We start from the raw sequence: 1174 nt of genomic DNA on the forward strand, positions 1-1174 counted from the left end.
CGGTGAGGGTTCACCGGATAGCGACTGACAGCCAGACTGTCAGTCCGGAGCAGGTGAATGCACTGGTACGCGACGATGCCTCCCGCGCTTTTGATTTATCCGATGACCTGATGCTTAGAGTGAGCTGGCTGGCTACGGGAGCCGATACCGGTGTATTGCTGTTTAACATGCACCATATTGCGTCGGACGGCTGGTCCATGCAGGTACTGTCTGAGGAGTTTGTGACGCTGTATAACGCTCTGCGGGCAGGACGCCCGTCTCCGCTCAAAGAGCTGGCGGTACAGTACGCCGATTACAGTCTGTGGCAGCGAGATTACCTGCGTGGTGAGGTGATGGATAGTCAGCTGGCTTATTGGCAAGCGCAACTGGCTGATGCGCCGGTGGTGCATAGTCTGCCGCTGGCCCGGGCACGTGGCAGTCAGGTGCGTGGGCAAGGGGCCCGCTTGCATTCCAGGGTGACCGGACAGGTGGTGTCTCAGCTTGAGGCGCTGGCCGGTGAGCATCAGCTGACGCCGTTTATGGTACTGCACGGTGTGCTGGCTCAGGTCGTGTCCCGTCATAGTGGCACGACGGATGTGGTTATCGGTACGCCGGTGGCTAACCGTTTGCAGTCGGAACTGGCACCGCTTCTAGGCTGCTTTGTCAATACTCTGGTACTGCGGGTTGATACTGCCCGTGACGATTATCTGGCCCATGTGCGCGATGTGCATCTGGGCGCGCAAGCTCACCAGGACATTCCGTTTGAGCAGTTGGTAGAGCAGCTCAGTGTCGAGCGCAGCACGCAGCACAATCCGCTGGTGCAAATCATGCTGTCCATGAATGTGGCTGATGTGGCCTCTACGGGCAGTGCACCGGCACTGGACGGGGTGACTCTGGTGGAACTGGCGCAGGATGAGGTACGGGTCAAGTTTGAATTGCAGTTAGATGTGCACCTGGAGAGTGACCAGTTGCACCTTAGCTGGACCTGGGATACCGGGCTGTTTGATGCGCAGCAGATACAGACCCTGGACCATCATTTTACGCGCCTGCTGGAGAGTATGGTTGTTGGCCGTGATGACATGCTCAGCGAGCAAGAGATGCAGCATTTAGTGCACGACCTGAACCGCACAGAAGTGGCGTATCCGCAGGATGTGTGCATGCATGAGCTGTTTGAGGCGCAGGTGCGTCAGCAGCC

The 1174-nt window shown here is 58.1% G+C and carries 1 protein-coding gene; it reads left to right on the forward strand.

All coding sequences use genetic code 11. The features are described from left to right. Positions 1–53 precede the first annotated feature (53 nt). On the forward strand, positions 54–1174 hold a 1121-nt coding region (locus BLW68_RS20885; protein WP_245728413.1), incomplete at its 3' end, for a condensation domain-containing protein.

Source organism: Rheinheimera pacifica (genome assembly GCF_900108485.1).
GTDB classification, from domain to species: Bacteria; Pseudomonadota; Gammaproteobacteria; order Enterobacterales; family Alteromonadaceae; genus Alishewanella; species Alishewanella pacifica.